This is a genomic window from Atopobium fossor DSM 15642, assembly GCF_000483125.1.
Classification (GTDB): domain Bacteria; phylum Actinomycetota; class Coriobacteriia; order Coriobacteriales; family Atopobiaceae; genus Atopobium; species Atopobium fossor.
Genome location: NZ_KI519553.1, coordinates 1,052,199 through 1,069,799, shown reverse-complemented (window position 1 = coordinate 1,069,799; position 17,601 = coordinate 1,052,199). Strand labels below are relative to the sequence as shown.

Sequence of the window (17,601 nt, the reverse complement as noted above, 5' to 3'; positions counted from 1 at the left end):
TTGCACAGGAGCACTATGGCACTTTCCCAACAGGATGTGGCCGGCATTGCCGACTACGCACGTATAGCTTTGTCCCCAGATGAGCTTGCGCATATGACAACCTATCTTAATGAGGCTATTGAGCTGTTAGAGCCTATTTGCCAGTACAATCTTGAGGGTGTTGAGCCTACCTACCATCCCATTGGTGACTTGTCCAATGTTATGAGTGCGGATGAGGTGGACTGCAATGTCCGAGCACTTGAGGTAAAAACGGCGCTCTCTAACGCATCTGTTGTACACGAGCGTTATTTCCGTGTTCCCTCCATTTTGGGTGACGAAGGGGGGGATTGCTAATGTCACATATTGATGAGCTTTCTGCAGTGCAAATTGCTGCAGGGGTATCTGCTGGAGAATTTTCTGCTGTTGAGGTTGCTCAGGCATCCCTTGATGCTATAGAGAAGCGTGACGGAGATGTGCAAGCATTTTTGCAGGTATCGAGTGATCTTGCGCTTGAAGCTGCTGCAGCTACCGATAAAAACCGTGCAGCTGGAAAGCCTTTGGGCGCTTTAGCTGGTGTGCCTGTTGCCTTTAAGGACAACATGCACTTGGTGGGCACGCGTACTACCTGCGCATCTAAGATGCTGGAAAACTATGAGAGCGTCTTTACTGCTACCTGTGTTTCTCGTCTGCTTGATGCTGGCGCTACGCCAGTAGGTAAAACTAATATGGATGAATTTGCCTTTGGCTCTTCTACGGAGTCCAGTTATTTTCATCCTACGGCAAACCCTTGGGACATCTCTTGTGTTCCTGGAGGTTCTTCTGGTGGGTCTGCCGCTGCGGTTGCTGCAGGAGAGGTTACTTTGAGCTTGGGCTCAGATACTGGTGGATCTATTCGTCAGCCGGCATCATTTTGTGGTGTTGTGGGATTTAAGCCAACCTACGGCGTGGTTTCTCGGTATGGTGTTGTTGCCTTTGGTTCTTCTTTGGATCAGGTTGGACCTTTTGGTCGTAGTGTAGAAGACGTAGCATTGGCAATGAATGCGCTGGTTGGTGCAGGTTCAGATCCTTTGGATTCTACGAGTCAGCCCTATCCAGTAGATTTTTTACGTGAACTTCGTAGTCCCATTGAAGGAAAACGTATTGGCATTGTGCGCTCGTTGCTTGAGATGGATGGCATTTCTGCAGAGGTTCGCGCTGCTATGCAGCAGGCAATGGATGGCTTTGAGCGCGCAGGTGCTGTGTTGGTTGATGTAGAGCTTCCCCATATTGGTGCAGCTATTGCAGCCTATTATGTTATTGCACCTTGCGAAGCTTTTTCTAACCTAGCTCGTTTTGATGGCGTTCGTTATGGCTATACCGAACCTAAATGTGTCTCTTTAGCCGAACAAACCTCTAAGAGTCGAGCGTTTGGTTTTGGCCAAGAAGCCCGTCGTAGGCAGTTGTTAGGTGCATACCTACTCTCTAGTGAGGCGTACAACAAGTATTACTATCCAGCACAGCAGGTTCGCACGCTTATTACGCAGGACTATACACAAGCATTTGCCTGTTGTGATGCCTTGCTGCTGCCCACCTCACCTACCACGGCCTTCTCGTTTGGTCAAATGGCTGATCCAACGCAGATGTATGCGTCGGATCTGTTTACTATTTCCAACAATATAGTGGGCAACGGAGGCATTTCTGTTCCTATGGGTTTGGGAATCCAAACTGGCATGCCCGTATCGGTACAGTTACAAGGTCCCGCATTTGCAGACCAAAAGCTATTACAGATTGCCTTTGCCTTGGAGCACGAGGTGCAGGCAGAATTGCGTGTGGCGCCAGCATATGCTGGCAAGGGAGGCGAGCTTGTATGAAGAAGCTAGCTGAGGTTTTGCAAGACTGGGAAGCTGTTATTGGTTTAGAGGTTCATACCGAGCTCACTACGCTTAAAACTAAAATGTTTTGTAATTGTCGCTTGAGTCATGATGACGAGCCTAATGCCAATGTTTGTCCGGTATGTTTAGGCCTGCCAGGAGCATTGCCTGTTCCCAACAAAAAAGCTATTGAATCCATTGTTATGGCTGGTTTGGCTACGAACTGTCAAATCATGCGTCATTCCATGTTTTATCGTAAGCACTATTTTTACCCTGACATGGCTAAGAACTTCCAAACCACGCAAGGCCCTGTGGCGTTTTGTATGCACGGTAATCTTGATTTAGAAGTGCATGGTGTTGGTGCGGCAGAGCGTCCAGATTTTGCAGATACTACGGCTACAGGCGAGAAAATCAATCGTGAAGCTGATGGTTCCTACATAGTACCCATTCGTATCTTGCGCATTCACATGGAAGAGGATGCTGCGAAGATGGTGCATGTTGGCGGTGCCGAAGGTCGCATAACCGCTGCTACAGAGTCTTTGATTGACTATAACCGCTGTGGTACACCGCTTATTGAGTTGGTGACCGAACCTGATTTGCGTACTCCTGAAGAAGCTCGCCTGTTTATGGAAACGCTACAGCAAACCTTCCGCACGCTTGGTATTTCTGACTGCTCCTTGGAGAAGGGTTCTATGCGCTGCGATGGCAACATTAGCTTACGTCGTCGTGGTTCTGCCAAGCTAGGTACCAAGACAGAGATGAAAAATATCAACTCCTTTAAGAGTTTGCATGATGCTTTGGAATATGAGATTTGTCGTCAGGCAGAAGTGTTGGAAGAGGGGGGTGTTATCTATCAGGAAACACGCCACTGGGAACCCGCACATAAACGTACGGTTGTAATGCGTGTAAAAGAGACTGCAGATGACTACCGTCTGTTCCCAGACCCTGATTTAGCACCGTTTGATTTATCTGATGATTTTATCAACGCGTGTGCTCAACGTGTACCAGAGCTCCCTCGCCAGAAGCGCAATCGCTATGTTGCAGATTATGCGCTTAAGCTGACAGACGCTGCGCAGATTGCTGCAGATCCAACTACAGCCAAGTTGTTTGAGAGCTGTGTGAAGCTTGTGGGTGTACAGGTCATTCCTACCGTTGCTAACGTTATGGTGAACTTGCTGCCTGGCTATGATACTTTTGCACCACAGCAGATTGCGAGTCTTGCCGAGCTTCTTAATAGTGATGCCATTAGTTTTGCTCAGGCGCGAGAAGTACTGGACGCTATTAACGGTACCGATGAAGATCCTGTCAGGGTGGTTGATGCGCGTGGTATGCGCCAGACCACAGATATAGTTGCACTACAGACTGTGGTGGATGAAGTACTTGCTCGTTGTACAGACCAAGTTCAGCAGTATAAAGAAGGCAACACGAAGGTTATTGGCTTTTTGGTTGGTCAGTGCATGAAGGCAAGCAAGGGCACAGGAAACCCTAAGTTGTTTAACCAACTGCTTGTACAAAGCCTTTCTTAGAGTTTTGAATAGGTAATACACAAGCAAAGCTAACTATGCGTATGGATGAAAGTTCCTGCATGAGATGAGCCAAACGTACTACATATATATCTTGCGTTGTCAGGATGGGAGTTTATATACAGGTATTACTGTAGACATGCTACGTCGTATAGCAGAACATCTTGCGGGTGGTCACAAAGCAGCAAAGTATACGCGTATGCATAGGCCCATAGCGCTTGAAGCTGTGTGGCAAACACAAGGTAAAGCTGCGGCTTCATGGTTGGAATGGCGCATAAAAAAGCTTTCTCGTATGCACAAAGAAAAGCTTTTGTGTGCCCCACAACAAGTTTGTGATCTGGCACAAGCTGCACAAAAAATGGAGTGGACATTTGAGGTGGTGTCCGCGCAAGAGCGTGAGCGCCTATGGAAGGAAAAAGATGGTAAAAAATCTATATCTCATGCGCCATGCAGTGACGGTGTTTAATGAGCGAAAAAAGATTCAAGGCTGGTGCGATTCTCCACTTTCTTCCTATGGAGAAGCTCAGGCAAAGCGTGCAGCAGACATGTTAGATGAACGTGGCATTAGCTTTGATCATGCCTATTGTTCGACTTCCGGTAGAACTGCTCAAACATTGATGTTGGCCACTCGTAACACGGTATCTTTTGATCGTCTAGATGATTTGCGTGAATTTAGTTTTGGCTTGCTTGAGGGAGAGAGCGTGAGATTGGCTCCGCCCACACCTTTTGGTGCTGCGTTAGTGCAGTATGGAGGAGAGTCTGTCTATCAGGTAACAAGACGAATGGTACATGCCATTAGACAAATTATGAACAAGCCAGATCATCAAAATGTACTGGTGGTTAGCCACGGAGCATCCTCATTGGCATTTTTTGATGCTTTTATCGGCAATAGTAAGGTTAAATTGGATGCTTCTAATGTACCAGGTAATGCATCTATTATTCATTATCACTATGAAGACGGTCAGTTTGGCGCTCAAGAAATTATGCTTCCCGATTTTAGTGGCTTGGATGAGCTTTTTCTTAACGAGAAGACCGTCCATCCCAGCTGGTTGTATGAGCAAATATAAGCGCTGCAGTTACGCTGTATCTTCGCTATAGTTAACACGGTATGTAATAGGTGCTCTAAGGAGGTCCACTTTGGATCGCACGACAATTGCTTCTTTGTATGCAGCGCCCAAGCAGTTTGGTGGTGCTGAAGTAGTGTGCGCAGGCTGGATTCGTTCCGTGCGTGACATGAAAAATTTTGGTTTTGTTACGCTTAACGATGGTAGCTGCTTTAAAGATTTGCAGGTTGTAATGAACCGCGATCAGCTTGCTTGCTACGACCAGATTGCGGCTCAGAGCGTGGGCGCTGCTCTTATTGTAACAGGCATACTTGAGCTTACTCCTGATCGTCCTCAGCCTTTTGAGCTACAGGCAACCAAGATTGAGGTGGAAGGCGAGTCAAGCCCAGAGTATCCTATGCAAAAGAAACGCGCTTCTAAGGAATTTTTGCGTACGCAGCAGCATTTACGTAGTCGTACCAACTTATTTCGTGCAGTATTTCGCGTTCGCTCGGTGGCTGCCTTTGCTATTCACAATTTTTTCCAGACGCGTGGATTTGTATACGTAAATACGCCCATTATTACTGCTTCCGACGCGGAAGGCGCGGGCGAGATGTTTCGTGTAACCACTTTGGATGTAGATAATCCCCCAAGGCTTGAAAATGGCAGTGTAGATTGGTCAAAGGACTTCTTTGGTAAAGCAACTAACCTTACAGTTTCTGGTCAGCTACAGGCAGAAAATTTTGCTATGAGTTTTGGCGATGTATACACTTTTGGTCCGACCTTCCGTGCAGAGGATTCCAATACACGTCGTCATGCTGCAGAGTTTTGGATGGTAGAGCCCGAGATGGCCTTTGCAGACCTTAAAGATGATATGGCTTGTGCAGAGGAAATGCTCAAGTATGTTATTTCTTATGTAATGGACACCTGCCCTGATGAGCTGTCCATGCTTAATAGTTTTGTTGATAAGGGTCTGCTGGAGCGCTTGAAGCATGTTGCTTCTTCTGAGTTTGCTCGCGTAACTTATACCGAAGCTATTGAGATTTTAGAGAAGGCCGTGCAGAGTGGTCATACCTTTGAGTATCCCGTCTCTTGGGGTGTTGATTTACAAACCGAGCATGAGCGCTTCTTGACTGAAGAGCACTTTGGTAAACCTACATTTGTAACCGATTATCCTGCAGCAATTAAGGCATTTTATATGCGTTTGAATGATGATGGCAAGACCGTTGCCGCTGCAGATTGCCTGGTTCCCGGTATTGGTGAGATTATTGGTGGCTCGCAGCGTGAAGAGCGTCTCGATTTGCTTAAGCAGCGTATTTGTGATTTGGGTATGGATCCCGAAGAGTATCGCTATTACTGTGATTTACGCAGGTACGGAAGCTGTCGTCATGCAGGCTTTGGATTAGGTTTTGAGCGCTTGGTTATGTATCTGACAGGTGTGGATAATATTCGCGATGTCTTGCCTCATCCTCGCACGGTTGGCAATGCGGATTTCTAAACTGCCTGTTGTCGTTATAGCGGTTTTGTAAGCGTTAAAAAATATAAGAAATTGTAAAAAACACGATCAGTTAAACGACTGGTCGTGTTATTATATAGCGCAGAGGGTATAACTAAATTATACTAAGTCATACCAAAACTAAAGCAGAGACGCACATGCAAGACAAAATGACACCTGTGGTAGCTAAGATTCTTCCGTCTGAGAAGGACAAATTTTTTGCTGCTACTGAACAAATTGGCACCACACCCTCTAATGCAATTAGGATGTTTATCTCGGCCTTTAACAAGGCCGGGACATTTCCTTTTGAAATTGGCGTGTCCACTCGAGATGTTCTCGACAAATAGTGTCCGAGCAACCCGTTACCATAGGGTTGTATAAATTTCGAAAACAGGACCGCCATGTCTATTACTTACATTTCTGTAGAGACAAGTAAGCTGCTGTCGCAGCCTGTATTGGAGCGTTTGCATGCTTCTGTTGCGCGCTGTGGTCGCGCAGTACTGCTGGTGCCAAATTATGAAAAGGCTTTAGAAGTACAGCGGGCACTTGCGCAGCATGAGGGGCTTGCGCTTGGTGTAACAGTAAGTACACCGTCTTCTTGGGTGGAAGAGCAGTGGCGCTTATATGGCACGGGTAAGCGTATTATCGATTCAGTTTCGCGCATGATTTTGGCCCGTATTACGTTGGATTCCTATGCGCGCCAGCATAAAGAGAGCTCATTACATACTGGTGAAGGTACCTTACGCGTGCTTGCACAGGTAGCTCAAGATGGCATCTTTGCAGTACCTAGTAAAGATGGGCAACTCATAGTAGAGCAGCTGCCTGTTTGCGTTGAAGACGCACTGGAATCTGGCTATAGTGCGGGCGAGTTGGATATGTTGCGATGTCTTGCTCTGTATAAGCAGCTTATGGACGAGCATAACTTTATAGAGCTCTGTGAGGTTATGACGCGTCTAGGGCAGCTGCTCCCAGCTCATACGGCTATGCCTTCTGTGGTGTTTGCAAGCTTTTTGCACTTCTCGGCAGCTCAAGAAAAGCTGGCTGAAGGTTTGAGCAGTCTGTATGAGGTATCTGTTGTGCGTTGTGTAAAGCAACTGGGTACAGAGCCTTTACGTAGTGATATTCCTACAGAATTGCTTCATGCCGCTGGTCCTTTGGCAAGGTGGGAGCTTATTGCTTCACAGGTGGCGGGGCTGGTTTCTGGCGGTGCACATGACATTGTTGTGTGCAGCAATAATATACGTGATGCGTGGAATCAATTGATGCCCAAGCTGACTCAGCAGGGGATTTTGGTTTGTAGTAGTGTTCCTGCCCCTCTTTTTTCTACGGTGGCTGGAGTTGGCTTTCTTAACTTTGTATCCTGTGTAGCTCATTTGATTGAGCTTGAAGAAACATGGCCAAAGCCAATACAGGGACCGTGGGGAGAAGAGCGTGTACTTGGCTCTATGGACTGGTGGGCTCCAGCTCCGATTATAGACTTTTTGTTATCCGATATTGCAGGTACAGATATTGCGCAGGTGTGGCAGCTGGATCGTAGATGGCGTGGAAATCGTATTCTTACTCCTACCAAGGTTCTAGCAGATTTGAGCAAAACTTCATATACATCCAAGCGTGTGGGTCAGGCAGTGCGTGATATACAGCGTGGAAAGATTGGTGCGGCTGCCGATAAAATCCGTTTGGCACTGGAAGAGCAAAATAAAAAAACGCCATCTGAGCATATACAAAATCAGGCGTTTATTATGGCGAGTATTGCAGCAATTGCACGGCAGATAGGTGCTTTATATCCGCGGGGTGCACAATCGCTGGGCATATATTTGCAAAAGGTTGTTGCCTTGCTCAAGGTGCTTATGGAGCGCGGAAGTATTGTTACATCAAGCATGGCTTGTGTGCAGCAGGATACTAAACAAGATGCTAATAAGCTTGGTAAAAATGAGCCTGCTATACCATGTGTGCATATTTTATCTTCTCGTGAGGTTGCGCTGCTAGAACCTCGCAGTGTAGATGCACTCATATATACAGGTATGACAACTGCAGAAATGCGCATTGTGGTAGATGATGGCGCTCTTATGCAGTTGGAAGATAAACTACAGGTGTATCGTCCAACCAGAGATATAACGTCCATTCGTGGACAATTTTTGCGTGCACTTGAAGCCCCTCGCTCGTACCTCATGCTCGAACGCTCGTTAACAGATGATGATGCAAAGCCAACATTTCCTGCAGTTATGCTCTCCGAATTTATGCAGTCATACGGTTGTGATTCAGACAGACCATCCAAAGAGAATGTTGTGCCGTTTGTTATTCATTCTGCTGGTGAAGATGATGTTACTAAAAATATGTCTGCCGCAGGCATGAGCGATACATTCAATCAAATTTGTAACCCTCTGCCTGCTGGTAAGGTAAGTGATGAACTTGCGCCCTTAGTAATTGCTGGTCGTAAAGGTGCATTGCCTGGGGAAGAGCTGGTGCTTTCCGCTTCTCAAATAGAGTCATATCTGGAGTGCCCCTACAAGTGGTTTAGCTTACGACGTCTTGGTTTAAGCGGTATTGACGCAGGCTTCTCTAATTTGGAAAAGGGCTCCTTTGCGCATAGGGTGCTTGAAGTGACGCATCGTGCGTTGTTGCGTGAAGCTGCAGGAGTAGAACCTTTTGGTGCACTGTTGGAAGATGCATTTGTCAATCCGCGTGAACGCATCGAAGGCTCGCGCATTACAAAGCAAACGCTCAGCCGTGCACAAGAGCTCCTGACAAGTGAGTTTGACGCTCATTATGTGCATCAACTACAGCGTGCGGAGAAGTTTCATGATCAGGCATTAGTTCCTCATGTGGCATCGCAAAAAGAGGAGCTTGCATATTTTAAAGAGGACTTGCTGGATTCCTTGGCGTTTCAAGAAGGCAAGTTGCTTGGCTTTGAACCACGTTATTTTGAGTTACGTTTTGGCGGAAAAAGCGGCATACCAGTGACTTACGCTAGTGTCAGCTTTATTGGAAGTATTGACCGTATTGATGTAGATGAACAAGGACACGCACTTATCATCGATTATAAATATCGCGGCAATATTTTTAACGAATACAAGTTGTTTAATAAGGATGATGAGTTTAATCCGAGCGTTCTGCCGCGCCATGTGCAGTCACTGATATATGCGCAGGTGATTCGCAAGTATTTGGCTGAGCAAAATCTTACGTCTGTTGGTGCAGTATATCTGGGCATTAAACGACCCTACGATCTGTCTGGTGCCATGCCTGCTTCTATGGTCGAGCGTGTATGGGGCCAGCAGCGCAATGATCGCTTGCATAGTGTGTGTGCAGGACAAACCATTGAGGACTTCTATACCTACCTAGATACCTGCGAGGAACTTATCACTCATCAAGTCGAACGCCTGAAGGCAGGTTATATCGAGGCAAATCCTATTGATGAACATGCTTGCAAGTATTGTCCTGTTACCAACTGCGAAAAGAGGCGTAATTAATGGACTTTTCAACCTTTATGGAGGGGCAAAAGAAAACCGTTACAACCCTCGATAAAACCTTGTTTGTTGCAGCTGGTGCAGGTTCAGGTAAAACTTTTACCCTTACGCAACGTGTAGCTTGGGCTCTTATGCCTGGTTCTGGCAAGGATGGTAGTCCATATTTGGACTCTATCGACCAGTTGCTGGTTATTACATTTACGCATGCCGCCGCAGAAGAAATAAAGGAGCGGGTGCGCGCTGTACTTAAAAAAGAAGGTCTGACACAGGCCTCTCTTGAAGTAGACGGCGCTTGGATTTCCACCATTCACGGTATGTGTGGCCGTATTTTACGCGCCCATGCTCTTGCTTTAGGTATTGATCCTGAGTTTGAGATGTTGGATTCGGTGGGACAAACACAGCTCATGAATAGAGCAATTGAAGATGTGCTTACACTGATTGAGGGTGATTCAACATACGCTCCTTTATTTAAGGTACACCGTGCTCGTGCCAAAACTATCACAGAAGGTGAATCGAGTCAGTCGGTTGCTGGTATGATTTTTGACCTTATGCAGCAAGTGACCAATTCTCCTGTTGGTTTTGATGCGGTGACGTTTTGTGGAGCAACCTACTGTGCATCGAGTCAGGCAGTTGAGCTTAAAAACCGTTATGAAGAGTTACTTTTTGCAGCTCAAAGTGCTAAAAAGGCGGATGAGCTTACTGCACCGCTTATAGATTCCATCCAGAAGCTTGATGAGTTTACTTGTATTGCTCCAGGGCTTCAAACGCCCTTAGCATTACTTGATTTGTTGCAAACACTTCATCGACCTAGTGGTAATTCTTGGCGCGGTAAGATTTTTGGTCCACTCAATAAAGAAGTGCAGTTTGCTTACGATACAGCCTTGTTTGAAGCAACTATCGCTTATGAGCAGGAGCTTAGTCCATTACTCATGGCGCTGACGCGCCGTGTATGGAAGCGTTATCGTTTGCTTAAACAAAAGCAAAGCGCTCTAGACAATGATGATCTTCTTACCTTAGCAGCAGATGCACTACAGCAACATCCAGAGATTGCTGCACAATATGCTCATCGTTTTAAGCTGGTCATGGTAGACGAGTTTCAGGATACCAGCGAGCAGCAGGTGCGCATGATTAAATTGCTTTCAGGTCCTCATGCATGCCACCTCACCACGGTGGGTGATGCTCAACAGTCTATTTATCGTTTCCGCGGAGCGGACGTAGATGTCTTTTTGCGCAGGGGAGAGGAGTTGCCTGAGGAAAATAAGCCACAGCTTAGCGAAAATTTTCGCAGCCATGATGACATTCTGCGTTTTGTTGCAACGGTGTGCGGAGCACCAGGAATGCTACCCAACTTCATGGATCTTATCGCCAAGCGTAAGGAAAAAGTAGGCTATCCTGCGGCGGATGTACCACGCATATACACTGAGGTTACTAAACGTGTTTATGGTGTTAGTAAAAACTATGGCATTATTGCAGCGGCAGAACAGGTGGCAAACCGTATTGCCTATTTTGTTAATGAGAAACACGTCAAGCCTGGCGATATTGCCTTGCTTATGGGTAAGCTAACCAACTCTCAGGTGTATGTAGATGCTTTACGCGCACGTGGTATAGATAGTGTTGTTACGGGAGGATCAGGATTCTCGTCCGCACCAGAGGTTTTAATGGTTGCTAATTTGGTGAGCGTGCTGTCAAATCCCTATAACTCAGGTCGATTGTTTGAGCTGCTTACCAGCGATTTGTTTGCGCTTGATGCAGATGATATTTTACTGCTGGGCACGGCTTTGGATGAGCAGACTCATACAGCCTATAGGCAGCCTCTTGAACATGGCCTTTGGGCAGAAGAGTTACCGTTTGAACGGGAGCCATCGGCACGTTTAAAGAATGCTATTACCGTACTAAATCAAGCGTGGTCTATCCTTCCTTCTAAGCCGGTGTATGAGGTAGTGCGCCAGGTGCTTCATGACTCTGGTTGGCTTGCACGCTTGGAGCATACGAATGCTACCAATAATGCCATAGCTGCAAATGTGTTAGCCTGTGTGCGCTATCTTAAGCAACTTTGTGAAACGTATTGTTTGGGTGCAAGTCAGATTTGTAACAGATTTGATGCATGGTTGACTCACTCTAAGATTTCGCCTGCAGCTTTAGTGGGAAGCGAGCTCAATGCCGTTTCTGTTATGACTATTCACTCGTCTAAGGGTCTTGAATTTCCATTGGTAGCAGTGGTAGATGCACTTGATGATGCTCCATTCAAGCCCAGTGCACGTGGTTTATTAGCAGCCTATCAGGATGACAAAATTATATGTGGCCTGCGTCCATCTGGCTGTTCGCCCGCAGATACATACGAAGCTCCTGATCAGCTGAGTATTTCAAGTTCTGCTGCAGATGTTCGTATGTTTTTGGAGACACACGATGCTGCTGCTGAAGCTGCTGAGAAAATCCGCCTACTGTATGTGGCGCTTACACGTGCTAAGGAGACAGTCATCTTGCATGTACCTCTTATGGTGAGCTCAAAGAGCATTGCTCCTGCACTGGGTGCAAAAGTTGCAGAAGTATTGTTTGGTGATATTCACGAGCTTACAGCCGGTGCATATGACTTGAAATGTGATGCAGGTACACGGGGAATTGCTCGTGTGATCTGTCTGAAGGCACATAAAGATGAAACTGGTAATAAGGTTATAGAAGCTAGTGATCCATCTGATTGTGGTGTTGTACAAAAGCTTGAGCAGATGAGGTTGGATATAGGTAATGCAGATATAGTAAATGCTTTAGATAATCAGCTTGCGAGCCAGCAGGATTTTGAACTGTATACACCTGCTGCAACAAAATCAATTGAGCAGATTAGCATGAGTCCTCATCACGGTATATATAGCTATTCTTCTATGGCCGCTCAGCTTGAAAAAGGAGTGGTAGCCGATATTGACTTACCACAAGATATGCAGGTGCGTATGAACTTTGGCCTTGCAGCAAGTATGGACTGTGAACATAATGTTAATGCATTGGACGTACTGGTAAATCAGGATGTTTTAGATGAACCAAGCTCGCGTGTACTTTCTACTCATACTGATAATCCAGATGACAATCAACCAAAAGCCACCAATCTGGGCTCTGCTTTTCATGAGCTTGCTCAGATAATGGTGCAAACTCGTTCGTCTGTCTCGATACAACAGATTCAGCGCCTTGCAATGAGCTGGGAATGTAGTCGTCTGCAAACCCAACGCTTGCAGGTTGCATTGGAGCGTTGGGCACACTCGGATATTCGTGCAGAGGCATTGTCGTATTCACAAGTACAGCCTGAAGTTCCCTTTTTTTGTAAACGCGCATCTGAGTTTGGAAACTATATAGAAGGTGCCATTGATTTGTTGTGTACCAATCCGGGTGATACGCATGCATTGGTTGTAGATTACAAGACGGGAGATGCACATAAAACAGCGGAACAGCTGTATAACAGCCATACAATGCAAGCACAGGTTTATGCAGACGTTCTACTAAATCAAGGCTTTAAGTCTGTTGAATGTGCATTTGTATGTGTTGAACGCGATGATGGCCAGGGACAACCTGTGGTGGTTCGATATACGTTTTCTAAAGGCGCAGGAAGCAAAAAATAGTGCTCAGCATAGGGTGTGCATTTGAGATATGCTTGAGCAATAGCAAACACATGTTCTAGGTTTACGGGGGTCACTCGGATGGCATTTGTCCACCTACATAACCACTCTGACTTTTCTATCTTGGATGCTGCAACGCGTATTCCAAAAATGGTAAAGAAGGCAGTAGACGAACAGATGCCAGCGCTTGCGCTTACGGATCATGGATATATGTTTGGGATTCCCAACTTTGACCTTGAGTGTCGCAAATATAACGATGATGCTGCAGATATGGTGCAATGGCGCCATGATGTTGAGTGTTTTCAAAAAGGTTTTGAGCTTGAGGAACCAAAGGCAGATGCACCGGATGCCCTACCTCATGCTTGTGCCCATGCTCAATGGGAGTCAGATGTTGCTATTTGGAATCAAACGCATGACCTTGAAGCCGTAAAAGCTAATAGACCTTCATTGCTTATTCAACCAATTTTTGGTTGTGAGGCCTACTTTATTAAGGATGAGTGCATTCCTCGCGGTACCAAACAACAGCGCTTCCACCTTATTTTATTGGCAAAAAATGAGACTGGCTATGTAAATCTTATCAAGTGTATGTCTAAAGCTGCTGGTCACGAGATGATGTATTACAAGCCGCGTGTAACGCTAGATATGCTGCGTGAATATCATGAAGGTCTTGTTTGCCTAAGTGCATGTGTGCAGGGAATTATTCCGTGGAATGTACGTAATGGGAATTTTGAAGAAGCAGAGTATTGGGCACAAACCTATAAAGAAATTTTTGGTGAAGACTTTTATATCGAAATCCAAGATCATGGTCTGCAACCTCCAGAGTGGAATGGCTGGAGCGATCGCACCCTTTCCGAACACTTAGTAAAGATGGCAGAGCGCCTGGGTATTAAGGTTGTTGCCACTAATGATGTGCACTATCTTACGCGTGAAGATGCGGAAGTGCAGGATATTGTTAGCTGTATTGGCACCGCTTCGCGCGTTGATGATGCCAACCGTAAAAAGATGGATGGTACCGAGTTTTATATGAAAACGGAAGCAGAAATGCGTTCCATTTTTGATTGGTGCCCCCAAGCTTTGGATACTACAGTCGAAGTCGCTCAGAAATGCCGGTACGAGCTGGATTGGTCCAGCATGTATCTACCTCAGTATCCTGGTTTGCGCGAAGGTGAGACGGCGGAAGCGCGCTTTCGTGAGGAGTGCGAGAAAGGCCTTGCTATTCGCTATGGCAAGGATTGGCGCAACGTTGTTATTAATGGTATTAACGTGCAAGAACGTTTTGAATATGAATATAAGGTTATTTGCGAAAAGGGCTTTGCAAACTACTTTCTTATTGTTCAGGATTACGTGCAATGGGCTAAGGATCAAGGTATTGGCGTAGGACCAGGTCGTGGTTCTGCTGCAGGAGCTATTGTTGCATATGCTATGAATATCACCACCTTTGATCCATTAGAAAATGGCTTGATGTTTGAGAGATTTTTGTCTCCCGAGCGTTCCGAGATGCCCGATATTGATATGGACTTTGAAGATGAGCATCTGCAAGATGTATTAGCTCATGTGCGTGAAGTCTATGGTGAGGATCATGTTTGTAAGGTAATTACCTACTCAACAATTAAAGCTAAGCAGGCCATTAATGATGCAGCACGTGTGTTAGGACAGCCTGTATATGCAGCTCAGCGTCTGTCTAAAATGCTTTCCAGTGATCCTAGACTTGCACTTTCCAATGCATTGCATCGAAGTGAAAAACATCCAGAGCAGTTCTCGCCAGATTTTGAGCAAGCCTATAACGAGGATGCGGAAGCTCGGGCTGTTATTGATGCAGCCTTATCCATTGAAGGTCTTACGCGTGGAGAAGGTGTACATGCGTGTGCAACTCTGATTGCGCCAACGCCTGTAACGGACCATGTACCCACTAAGTTGGATACTAAGGGTGACGTTATGATTACCCAGTATGAAGGACATTCTGTAGCAGACATGGGTTTGCTTAAGATGGACTTCTTGGGACTGCGTACCCTTACGGTTATTAATAAAGCATTGCGCAATATTAAAGCAGCCTATCCTAATGCATCAGACATTCAAAAAATGCCACAAACGGTACAGGACACCATTAAACCAGGCGCTACCAGTGTAGATATTGACGTCGATAAAGTTAATTTTTCTGATCCTAAAATTTATGAGTTGTTAGGTTCTGGTCATACAGCTGGTGTTTTTCAGGTTGAGTCTGCCGGCATGACGGCAACCATTAAAAATATGCAGCCTAAAAAATATAGTCAGATTGTTGCACTTATCGCACTATACCGCCCCGGTCCTTTGGGCGCGGGTATGGTTACCAGCTATATTAATCGTATGAACGGCAAAGAGCCCGTTGTCTTTTATGACGATCGCTTGGGAGAGATTCTTAACGAGACCTACGGTACCATTGTGTACCAGGAACAAGTCATGCAAATTTCCGTTAAGATGTCCAACTTCAGCGCCGGTGAGTCCGATTCTCGTATTCGTAAGCCTGTAGCAAAGAAAAAAATCAAGTTGCTTACCAGTACCGTATTCCATTGGGATAATGGTAAAGATGAAACTACCTATGACCACTGGATGAATGGTGCAGTAGAGAATGGCTATGAGCGCTCAACAGCTCAAAAAATATGGGATGACGTTTTGGAATTTGCATCCTATGCGTTTAATAAGTCCCACTCTGCTGGTTATGCCATTTTGGTTATGCAAACAGCTTGGATTAAGTCGCATTTTCCTCGTGAGTACATGGCTTCTGTACTCACATCATACATGGGTAAAACCGATAAGATTGTGCATTATGTAAACTCTTGTCGTCGCGAGGGTATTCAGATTTTGCCTCCAGATATTAATGAATCTGGACGTGAGTTTACGGCGGTTGAAGATGGTATACGCTTTGGTTTTGCAGGCATTCGCGGCGTAGGTGATGGTGCTGCAGATTGCATTATTGCAGAGCGTAAAGCTGGTGGACCCTTTAAGAACATTCATGATTTTGTGGACCGTGTAGATGCAGGGCAGGCTAATCGTCGTGTAGTAGAAGCGCTGGTAAAGGCAGGTGCTTTTGACTCTACCGGTTATACGCGTATGCAGTGCATGTCTTTTATCGACAAAAACAATCCGGAAAATATCATTGATGCCGCGACACGTCACCAAAAGGATCGTGCTTCTGGTCAAGTTTCCATGTTTGATATGTTTGCGGAGGCAGATGGGTTTACTTCGGATGTACCTAAGCCTGATGGTGTTGAGTGGGATCGTTTAATGAAGCTTGCGCTCGAGAAGGATGTTTTAGGCATCTATGTTTCCGATCATCCTTTGGCTCCCTATGAGTATGCCTTATCCAAAGCACGTGACTACACCATTGATGCTATTGAAGAGTCGGAAGACGTGGAAGACTATGCAACTGGCGGAACTGCCACACGCTATCGTATTCCTGATGGCAAGAATATTTGGATTGCTGGCATGGTTTCTAGTCTTCAGCGCAAGTCCACCAAAAAAGGTGATCCCATGGCTATTGTCACGGTAGAGGATATGGGAGGAGAGGTTCCTGTTGTAATCTTCCCCAAACTGTACAAAAAGTCAGGAAATGCTTTGATTCCTGAAATTAATGAGCAAACTGGTGAATCTGCAGGAGAGGCATTTGTTCGTATTAACGGTAAGCTAGAACGTGGTGATCGCGGTGTGCAGATTATTGCTCAGGAAATTGAGGCATTGCAGCTGGACGAGAAAACCAACAAGCCTAAAGTGTTAGAAATTCTCATGCCCTCTAGTAGTTTTTCTCGTCAGTTCATGGAAAAAATCAATGCGATTATCTGTAGATATGCTGGTATGGATCGGGTGGAAATACGCATGGAAATGACTACGGGACAGACCATGTGTATGGAATTGCCTTGTCGGGTTGATGCTGGAAACTTTGTACTTCGTGCAGAACTAGATGATTTATTGCGTAACATCGGGAAAACTGTAGTGGGCTAAGGTAACTTAGTAAAGATGCTAAACATATGTCTGTTTCAATAAATATGGGAGAACACATGTCTAACAATGGTAAGAAACTTTCCGTCCACTATCGTGGCACGCTTGAAAATGGCACTCAGTTTGATAGCTCCTATGATCGAGGTCAAACTCTACAGTTTACCTGCGGTGCTGGTCAAATGATTGCGGGTTTTGACAAGGCTGTTGAGGATATGCAGGTAGGCGAGAAGAAAAAGGTATTGCTTCAGCCTTCTGAGGCATATGGTGAGCGAAATGAGGACTTGGTAATTTCTTTTCCCAAGAGCAATGTTCCTCAGACAGAGGATTTGCAGGTAGGAGATCATGTTTCCTTAGCAGGACCCGGAGGTATGCCTATTCCTGCAGTTATTGCTCAAATTACTGAGGATGAGGTTCATGTAGACGCTAATCATGAACTTGCTGGTAAAGCGCTCATTTTTGAGATCGAGCTTGTTTCTATTGATGAGTAAGTAATCCATCAAAGGCAGTACGCCTACTCATGCAATTATATAAATGTTAGAGCAAAGGGAGATGGTAGTATCTCCCTTTTGTGTTCAAAAATATGTTTTAAATATAAAATATTGAACGTTCAGTTATAATAAATTTGTTTTAGAGATTGAACAGTATATGTACCCGCATATTACGAGTGCTAGTAAAA

The 17,601-nt window shown here is 45.6% G+C and carries 11 protein-coding genes; all 11 read left to right on the top strand.

The window, feature by feature from the left end:
• Positions 1-15: 15 nt before the first annotated feature.
• On the top strand, positions 16-333 hold the full coding sequence (gene gatC, locus G469_RS0107695; protein WP_028264565.1) for an Asp-tRNA(Asn)/Glu-tRNA(Gln) amidotransferase subunit GatC: 318 nt from the start codon (positions 16-18) through the stop codon (positions 331-333).
• Entirely contained in the window at positions 333-1,829 is a 1,497-nt protein-coding gene (gene gatA, locus G469_RS0107690) for an Asp-tRNA(Asn)/Glu-tRNA(Gln) amidotransferase subunit GatA (protein WP_028264564.1), read from the top strand. The genes gatC and gatA overlap by 1 nt, the downstream gene beginning before the upstream one ends.
• Positions 1,826-3,355 (top strand): Asp-tRNA(Asn)/Glu-tRNA(Gln) amidotransferase subunit GatB, encoded by a 1,530-nt coding sequence (gene gatB, locus G469_RS0107685; RefSeq protein ID WP_028264563.1) that lies wholly within the window; start codon positions 1,826-1,828, stop codon positions 3,353-3,355. The genes gatA and gatB overlap by 4 nt, the downstream gene beginning before the upstream one ends.
• Positions 3,356-3,419: 64 nt before the next feature.
• Positions 3,420-3,818 carry a GIY-YIG nuclease family protein gene (locus G469_RS0107680; RefSeq protein WP_028264562.1) on the top strand — a complete coding sequence of 133 codons (399 nt, stop codon included), beginning with the start codon at positions 3,420-3,422 and terminating at the stop codon, positions 3,816-3,818.
• Entirely contained in the window at positions 3,772-4,419 is a 648-nt protein-coding gene (locus G469_RS08755) for a histidine phosphatase family protein (protein WP_084522344.1), read from the top strand. The genes G469_RS0107680 and G469_RS08755 overlap by 47 nt, the downstream gene beginning before the upstream one ends.
• A 70-nt stretch (positions 4,420-4,489) precedes the next feature.
• Complete coding sequence (asnS, locus tag G469_RS0107670) at positions 4,490-5,893, top strand: asparagine--tRNA ligase (protein ID WP_028264561.1); 1,404 nt, start codon at positions 4,490-4,492, stop codon at positions 5,891-5,893.
• A 155-nt stretch (positions 5,894-6,048) separates the two neighbouring features.
• Positions 6,049-6,237, top strand: a complete 189-nt coding sequence (locus tag G469_RS0107665) for a type II toxin-antitoxin system RelB/DinJ family antitoxin (protein ID WP_028264560.1) — start codon at positions 6,049-6,051, stop codon at positions 6,235-6,237.
• A 54-nt stretch (positions 6,238-6,291) separates the two neighbouring features.
• Positions 6,292-9,357, top strand: coding sequence for a PD-(D/E)XK nuclease family protein (locus tag G469_RS0107660; protein WP_028264559.1), 3,066 nt, complete (start codon positions 6,292-6,294; stop codon positions 9,355-9,357).
• Complete coding sequence (locus tag G469_RS0107655; protein ID WP_028264558.1) at positions 9,357-12,956, top strand: UvrD-helicase domain-containing protein; 3,600 nt, start codon at positions 9,357-9,359, stop codon at positions 12,954-12,956. Before G469_RS0107660 ends, G469_RS0107655 begins: the two co-directional genes overlap by 1 nt.
• A 78-nt stretch (positions 12,957-13,034) precedes the next feature.
• Positions 13,035-16,928: a DNA polymerase III subunit alpha gene (dnaE, locus tag G469_RS0107650; RefSeq protein ID WP_028264557.1), complete on the top strand. Its 3,894-nt coding sequence runs from the start codon at positions 13,035-13,037 to the stop codon at positions 16,926-16,928.
• 56 nt (positions 16,929-16,984) lie between these two features.
• The gene (locus G469_RS0107645; RefSeq protein WP_028264556.1) at positions 16,985-17,413 is read left to right on the top strand and encodes an FKBP-type peptidyl-prolyl cis-trans isomerase; all 429 of its coding nucleotides are present in this window, start codon (positions 16,985-16,987) and stop codon (positions 17,411-17,413) included.
• Positions 17,414-17,601: the final 188 nt, after the last annotated feature.

Coding starts and splice junctions, on each gene's coding strand:
- gatC (WP_028264565.1), top strand. CDS start 16: ATGGCACTTTCCCAACAGGATGTGGCCGGCATTGCCGACTACGCACGT.
- gatA (WP_028264564.1), top strand. CDS start 333: ATGTCACATATTGATGAGCTTTCTGCAGTGCAAATTGCTGCAGGGGTA.
- gatB (WP_028264563.1), top strand. CDS start 1,826: ATGAAGAAGCTAGCTGAGGTTTTGCAAGACTGGGAAGCTGTTATTGGT.
- G469_RS0107680 (WP_028264562.1), top strand. CDS start 3,420: ATGAGCCAAACGTACTACATATATATCTTGCGTTGTCAGGATGGGAGT.
- G469_RS08755 (WP_084522344.1), top strand. CDS start 3,772: ATGGTAAAAAATCTATATCTCATGCGCCATGCAGTGACGGTGTTTAAT.
- G469_RS0107665 (WP_028264560.1), top strand. CDS start 6,049: ATGCAAGACAAAATGACACCTGTGGTAGCTAAGATTCTTCCGTCTGAG.
- G469_RS0107660 (WP_028264559.1), top strand. CDS start 6,292: ATGTCTATTACTTACATTTCTGTAGAGACAAGTAAGCTGCTGTCGCAG.
- G469_RS0107655 (WP_028264558.1), top strand. CDS start 9,357: ATGGACTTTTCAACCTTTATGGAGGGGCAAAAGAAAACCGTTACAACC.
- dnaE (WP_028264557.1), top strand. CDS start 13,035: ATGGCATTTGTCCACCTACATAACCACTCTGACTTTTCTATCTTGGAT.
- G469_RS0107645 (WP_028264556.1), top strand. CDS start 16,985: ATGTCTAACAATGGTAAGAAACTTTCCGTCCACTATCGTGGCACGCTT.